6 protein-coding genes and 1 pseudogene are annotated in these 6,238 nt (G+C 68.3%); 1 reads left to right on the forward strand and 6 read right to left on the reverse strand.

The window, feature by feature from the left end; genetic code table 11:
* Positions 1-243: 243 nt before the first annotated feature.
* Positions 244-1,830, forward strand: a complete 1,587-nt coding sequence (locus G3N98_RS37605; RefSeq protein WP_174975609.1) for an acid phosphatase — start codon at positions 244-246, stop codon at positions 1,828-1,830.
* 126 nt (positions 1,831-1,956) lie between these two features.
* Here G3N98_RS37605 and G3N98_RS40080 read toward each other — a convergent pair whose 3' ends face one another.
* The 6 genes and pseudogenes from G3N98_RS40080 to G3N98_RS37630 all read right to left on the reverse strand — a co-directional run bounded on the left by G3N98_RS40080 (position 1,957) and on the right by G3N98_RS37630 (position 6,135).
* Entirely contained in the window at positions 1,957-2,259 is a 303-nt protein-coding gene (locus tag G3N98_RS40080) for a DUF3331 domain-containing protein (protein ID WP_241026254.1), read from the reverse strand.
* Between the two features lie 36 nt (positions 2,260-2,295).
* Positions 2,296-2,457 (reverse strand): annotated as a pseudogene (locus G3N98_RS40085) (DUF3331 domain-containing protein); the annotation flags it as partial.
* A gap of 54 nt (positions 2,458-2,511) precedes the next feature.
* Positions 2,512-4,050, reverse strand: coding sequence for an alginate export family protein (locus tag G3N98_RS37615; protein WP_175237280.1), 1,539 nt, complete (start codon positions 4,048-4,050; stop codon positions 2,512-2,514).
* The gene (locus G3N98_RS37620) at positions 4,047-4,745 is read right to left on the reverse strand and encodes a YoaK family protein (protein ID WP_206150952.1); all 699 of its coding nucleotides are present in this window, start codon (positions 4,743-4,745) and stop codon (positions 4,047-4,049) included. The genes G3N98_RS37615 and G3N98_RS37620 overlap by 4 nt, the downstream gene beginning before the upstream one ends.
* Positions 4,742-5,656 (reverse strand): glyoxalase, encoded by a 915-nt coding sequence (locus tag G3N98_RS37625; RefSeq protein ID WP_206150953.1) that lies wholly within the window; start codon positions 5,654-5,656, stop codon positions 4,742-4,744. Before G3N98_RS37625 ends, G3N98_RS37620 begins: the two co-directional genes overlap by 4 nt.
* Before the next feature lie 26 nt (positions 5,657-5,682).
* The gene (locus tag G3N98_RS37630; protein WP_089425140.1) at positions 5,683-6,135 is read right to left on the reverse strand and encodes a DoxX family protein; all 453 of its coding nucleotides are present in this window, start codon (positions 6,133-6,135) and stop codon (positions 5,683-5,685) included.
* Between the last annotated feature and the right edge of the window lie 103 nt (positions 6,136-6,238).

A 6,238-nucleotide genomic window follows, 5' to 3' on the forward strand; every position in this document is an offset into this window, starting at 1 on the left:
TGGGTTTCAGAAGGCTGTGCATCGTCGTTCTTCTTGTAGCGGTGGGCAATCGGCCGGAGCTTATGTCAGTTCCATGACCGTTGCATGACGTTCCACCGACAGTCAATTGAAAGCGGCCCTACACCCGCCTGTCAAATCGGTTCCAGATAATGCGCGCAACCGGTCGGTGCCTCGCAGTGCCCGCACCGGCCGTACATCAACCCGGTTCCCACACGCGACAAACGACGAAAGAGAGAACATCGCATGAAGAAGCACGCCTGGATTCGCTATACGCCGATCGCCCTCGCGGCCGCGCTCAGCCTGACCGCCTGCGGCGGCGACGATGTCACGCAGCAAGGCCTGTCGGCCGTCAAGAACGTTGTCGTGATCTACGCGGAAAACCGCAGCTTCGACAACCTGTATGGCAACTTCCCCGGCGCGAACGGCCTGCAGAACGCCACGGCCGCGAACTCGGTGCAAAAGGATCGCGACGGCTCGACGATGGCGACGCTGCCGAAGATCTGGGGCGGCCTGACCGCGACCGGCATCACGCCGGCGGTGACCGAGGCGATGACGGCAAACCTGCCGAACACGCCGTTCGCGATCGACGATCCGAAAGGCTTCAACCAGTCGATGAGCATCGCGACGCGCGACATCGTGCACCGCTTCTACCAGGACCAGATGCAGATCAACGGCGGCAAGAACGACATGTATGCCGCGTGGACCGATGCGGGCGGCCTGACGATGGGCCACTACACCGCCGATCCGTCGAAGCTGCCGCTGTGGAAGGTCGCGCAGCAGTACGTGCTGGCCGACAACTTCTTCATGGGTGCGTTCGGCGGCTCGTTCCTGAACCACCAGTACCTGATCTGCGCGTGCGCGCCGTTCTATGCGAACGCCGACAAGAGCCCCGCGGCCGGCAAGATCGCAGTCCTGAACGCCGACGGCAAGTCGCTGAAGGTCGCCGCGAACTCGCCGGCCTCCGCGCTGAGCGGGCCGCCGAAGTTCGTCAACGACGGCGCGCTGACGCCTGACTTCTACGGCATCAACACGATGCAGCCGGCGTACCAGCCGAGCGGCAACAAGGCGGCCACGGGCGGCGACCCGCTGCTCGCCGACCCGGCCAACCCGTCGACGATGCCGCCGCAGACGGCGACCAACATCGGCGACCTGATGACCAACGCGGGCGTGTCGTGGGCATGGTACGGCGGCGCGTGGGGCCAGGCGCTGCAGGCGAGCCAGAACGGCACGTCGAACGTGATCTACGGTGCCGATCTGTCGACGCCGAACTTCCAGCCGCACCACCAGCCGTTCAACTACTTCGCGAACCAGGCGCCGGGCACCGCGAGCCGCGCGCAGCACCTGCTCGACGGCGGCGCGAACGGTGCCGAGTTCATCAAGGCGATCGACGCGGGCACGCTGCCGCAGGTCGCGTTCTACAAGCCGCAAGGCAACCTGAACGAGCACCCGGGCTACACCGACGTCACCTCCGGCGACCAGCACATCGCCGACGTGATCGCGCACCTGCAGGCTAGCCCGCAGTGGAAGAACATGGTCGTGGTCGTCACGTACGACGAAAACGGCGGCTTCTGGGATCATGCCGCGCCGCCGAATGCCGACCGCTGGGGCCCGGGCACCCGCATTCCGGCGCTGATCGTGTCGCCGTACGCGAAGAAGGGCTTCGTCGACCACACGCAGTACGACACGGGTTCGATCCTGCGCTTCATCACGCGCCGCTTCTCGCTGCCGCGCCTCGCGGGCCTGCAACAGCGCGACGACGCGCTGAAGGCCAACGGCGGGCAGCCGATGGGCGACCTGACGAACGCGCTGCAACTGTCGCCGAACCTGTAACGGCCTGGCGGCTCTGCAATGAACCGGCCGGCGCGATGCCGGCCACCTCATGACACAGGGCGGCTTCGGCCGCCCTGTGTCATGGCGCACACGCACCCATGCGAACATCGGCACGTGCGCGCCGCATCACCCGCCGTGCGTCAGCCCCACGGTATCGAGTGCGACGGCCAGGATCATCGCGCGCGCATTCGGCGGCGTGGGGCGCCCACTCGGGCGGAACACGTCGTCCCCGCACGCGATCCGCGCGCCCGACAGCACGCAGACCCCGGCCTGCCGTGCGCGCCCCGGTTTCCAGTGCTGCTCGCCGAAATGCGCACGCCCCGGCTCGACCCAGCGCACGACCAGCAGTTGCGCCGAGCGCTCGAGCACCTGCACGTGCGGGCGAACCGTCGACACGCGCGGACGGTCGAGCGCCGCCGCCAGGATCATCGCTTTCGATTCGAATGGCGCCCGCCCGCGCGGGCTGAACACGGCGTCGCCGCAGACGATCTTCTCGCCGGACAGCGCGCAGCGGCCCGAGCGCAGCGCACGCGCCGGCGCCCAGCGCTGTTCCGCGCCGCCCGGCGCGAGCCAGCGCACGATCAGCATCTCGTCCGAATACGCGAGCACCTGCACACGCGCATTCATCCGGCACCACGCATCGGGCAGCGCTTCGCCGGCGCACGCGCCGCGGCGCGCGTGCTACCACCCATACTTCAGCTCGACGCCGACATAGTCGGCGTTGTGCCCGCCCGCCTGGCGGATCGCATCGCCAACCTGGAAATGCACGGCCTCGATCGCACCGATGAGGTTCGCGGCAATCGTCCAGTCCGCGCGCAGCTGCACGTACATCCCGGTCCACAACCCGCCCTTGCCCGCCGTGCCCGGCACCGGGATGTTCGGCTGCTGATAGACGGCGTCGCCGGTCGTCTCGCGCCACTGGAAGCCGAGCGCACCGAGCAGCGACAGGTTCGCCGACGGCTTCAGCGTCACGGACGGCTTCACGTGAATCAGGTTCGCGTAACTCGTATAGCCGGCCAGCGTGAAGTAATAGCCGTTCGGAAACAGCGGGTTGAAGGTGCTCACGCGGCCGTCGTGCGGATGCCGGTCGCCCGACGCCGCGTCGACCTGCAGCGCGATGCGCGGCGACCACGGCGCATCGAGCTTGTAGCCGGCGATCGAACCGACGGCCCACGCCCCGATCGTCGCGTTGCCGACCGTGCCGGTCTGCAGCATCGTTTCGAGGTCCCAGTCGAAGCGCCCCAGCGTGCCCGTGTAGCGCACGTCCCACACGTCGCGATGCTCGGGACCGCTCGCGTCGAGGAACCGCGCGTTGTTGCGGTTGTAGCGCGACCAATAGCCGGACAGGTCGCCCGGCCCGACCGACTGCCGCTCGAAGCGCACGCCGCTGAACGTGAGGTCGCGATTCGACACGTCGTCGAAATCGGACGCGTTGCGGTTCTGCACCGGCTGCGTCGCATAGCCGATGAAGCGCCACTTCTGGTACTCGTAAACGGCCCAGACCGCATCGAACGCCTGCCGTACGTTCGGGCCGTCGCGCGTGGCGATGAACCGCTGCAAGTCGAACGCCATCTCCTGGCGGCCGACGCGGAACTTGAACGTGCCGCCGCCGAGCGCGCCTGTGTAGGTCGCGAACGCCTGCTCGAGATCGAGCGGGTTCTTGTCGACCGGCGACACGGTGTTCTTGCCGAACGCGCGGGCGTCCTGCAATTGCACGAAGAACTGCCAGTGCTGGCCGAGATGCGCATCGGCATGCACTTCGATGCGCTGGATCAGGTACGTATCCGATTGCGCGGAACCGATCCCGAACAGCGGCGCGTCATTGGTCTCGAGACGCTCGCGCAGGTTCACGCCGAGCGACAGATAGGAGGCCGGATCGTTGCCGAGCGGAAGATATTTCAGGCCGTCGAGGGGTGCGCGCGGCACGCACGGATTCGCGAGCACCGACCAGTCTTCCTGCCAGCGGTTGAACAGCACTACGGGGCGCTTGGCCGTGCAGGTCGATGCGGCAGCGGCGGCTGGCGTTGCCGATGTCGTTGGCGTTGCCGTTGACGCGGCCGGCGCCGGCTCCTGCACCGGCGTGGAAGCCGGCGTCGATGCCGGCGCCGTTTGCGCGCATGCCGCGTCGGCGCCCGCGAACAGCAGCCCCGCGACGATCGACGCGCGCGCGGCCCGTGCGGCGTGCTGGCCGTGATGTCTGCCCCCTGCCCGCTCGATCATGCGCGCTCCTGTGTGGTCGTACCCGCCGTTTGTGCCGCGCACAGGGCAAGCGTCGCGAGCGCGCCGACCGGCGCGAGCAGCGCGAAAAACCCGACGAAGCGGAACCCGAGCGCGCCGCATGCGGCACCGAGCGCGAACGCCACGATCGCCGGCAGCATCTTGCCGAAGCGCGCCCGCGCCGCCGCGCGCGCGGCCTCGGCCGTGCCGGCGGACAGCATGTCGACGACGTCGAGGATCGCCTGCGTCACGTTGCCGGTCATCACCGTGTTCGGCACGCCGCCGGCGCGCGCGATCACGCGCGGATGCGCGTTCTGCACGCCCATCGCGAACGTGCCGACGATGCCGGCCACGAGTGCCGGCAGGCTGTCGGGCTGCGTGACGGGCGTCGCCCATACGCCAGCCGCGCAGAAGCCGAGCAGCAGCACGGCCTGCACCCCATGCAGCGTGCGCGTGCCCTGCCAGGCGGGCCGCCCGGACATCGACCGCGCGATCAGGCTGCTCGCGATCACGCCGCAGACGAACGCGGGAAACACGCTGAGCTTCAGCACGACACCCTGGCCGAAGCCCGCGATGCCCGCGCCGATCAGCACGAAGTTGCCGGTCACGTGCGCGGTGAACAGCCCGAACAGCGCGACGAAGCTCAGCGTGTCGACGAAGCCGGCCACCGCGGCAAGGATCGTGTCCTCGTGCTTCATCGCGCGGCGCTCGCGTGGATCTCGGCGACGTAGCCGCCCGGGAACTGCACGAGCGCCGCGTCGCGGCCGTCCGACGTGAACGGCGGCACGAGCACGGTCACGCCGGCTGCCTTGGCCTTCTCCAGCGTCGCAGCGAGATCGTGCACTTCGTAACCGGTCATCTCGCGGCCGAACGGGTAAGGCAGGTGGCCGTCGGTCACGAGCACGGTCATCTTGCCGAAGCCCGATTCGATGCGGATGCGGCGATACGTGTCGTTCGGCCGGCCGATCTCGATCCCGGGCGCCTTGAGGGTGTCGGATACCACCTTGCCATTCGAGAACTTCACGAAATCGTGCACCAGCTTGCGCACGCTTTCCGGCGACACGTACACGCGGTTCTCGGGCACCGTCTCGAGCGCGTCGTAGTGCGGCGCTTCGGTATGCCAATAGAGTTGCATGTTCAGGCCGCCGGCCCAGCGGATGATCGCGTCGCGGCCGATCGGATCGGGGAACGTGTCGACGATCACGTCCGCGCCGTGTGCGCGTGCCGTCTTCATCGCGACGTCCATGTCGGTGACGAGATAACCGGTGCGCTCCGCGCAGAACGGATACGGGATCGGTGTCTTGAAGCCGAACACCGAGACCGTGCCGACCGGCGTGAGCACGAGCTGCGACATCGTCTGGCTCGGCGTGGGCGTGACCTGGAACACGCCCTGCTTCGACTTCTTGCCGCCGAACGTCGCGACGAAGCTGTCGGTGAAGCGGTCGAAGTCTTCCGGCGCCACGCACACGTGCGTCGTGTCGTATTGCGGGCCGACGGCCACCGTCGGCGTGGGCGCCGGCGGCACCGGCGGCTTCGCGAACGCCACCGGCGCGACGGCAAGACCGCCCGCGAACAGCGCGGCGAGCAGCACGGAACGAATGGATTTCATCACGGGATTCCCTGGTTGTTTCATTGTCATCGGATGGAGCGGCCGTCATCGGCCGGTTGCCGTGCATCGCCGAGCACGGTCGCAAGCACGAGGGCCGCGATCAGCCCAAGATGCTCGAAAAAGCTGTTGAGTGCCATGAAATGTTCGGCACCCGAGCGGTTCCAGAAATCGTTCGCCACGACCATCGCGACCAGCGTCAGCATGCCGAGCGCGCCGGCGCCGAGCCACGTGAAGCGGCGAAACACCACGCACAACGAGCCGACGATCTCGACCACGATCGCCAGCGCCGCCCACAGCGCGGCCGGCTGCAGGCCGAAATGCGCCTGCTCGGCCACCGCGTCGCCGAAGTGCATCGCCTTGTTGACGCCGCCGATGAGGAACGCGGAAACGAGCGCCAGACGCGCGAGCGGCAGGACCCACGGCTGCGACAGCAGCGCGCGGATCCATGCCGGGTTGCCATGGGCAGTGCGCGCCGTCATGTCAGACCGCCCAGCACGAACAGCCGAACGCGCCCCAGAAGCCCTTCGCGTCCGAGGTCGGCAACGCGCGGCTCCACGCGCTGGCATGCGCATGGCCGTGCAG

Origin of the sequence: Burkholderia sp. Tr-20390 (assembly GCF_017104595.1) — a bacterium.
Lineage (GTDB): Bacteria > Pseudomonadota > Gammaproteobacteria > Burkholderiales > Burkholderiaceae > Burkholderia.

Excerpts from the sequence above, each read along its gene's own strand:
- G3N98_RS37605 (WP_174975609.1), top strand. The coding sequence starts at position 244 with ATGAAGAAGCACGCCTGGATTCGCTATACGCCGATCGCCCTCGCGGCC.
- G3N98_RS40080 (WP_241026254.1), bottom strand. The coding sequence starts at position 2,259 with ATGATCCTGGCGGCGGCGCTCGACCGTCCGCGCGTGTCGACGGTTCGC.
- G3N98_RS37615 (WP_175237280.1), bottom strand. The coding sequence starts at position 4,050 with ATGATCGAGCGGGCAGGGGGCAGACATCACGGCCAGCACGCCGCACGG.
- G3N98_RS37620 (WP_206150952.1), bottom strand. The coding sequence starts at position 4,745 with ATGAAGCACGAGGACACGATCCTTGCCGCGGTGGCCGGCTTCGTCGAC.
- G3N98_RS37625 (WP_206150953.1), bottom strand. The coding sequence starts at position 5,656 with ATGAAATCCATTCGTTCCGTGCTGCTCGCCGCGCTGTTCGCGGGCGGT.
- G3N98_RS37630 (WP_089425140.1), bottom strand. The coding sequence starts at position 6,135 with ATGACGGCGCGCACTGCCCATGGCAACCCGGCATGGATCCGCGCGCTG.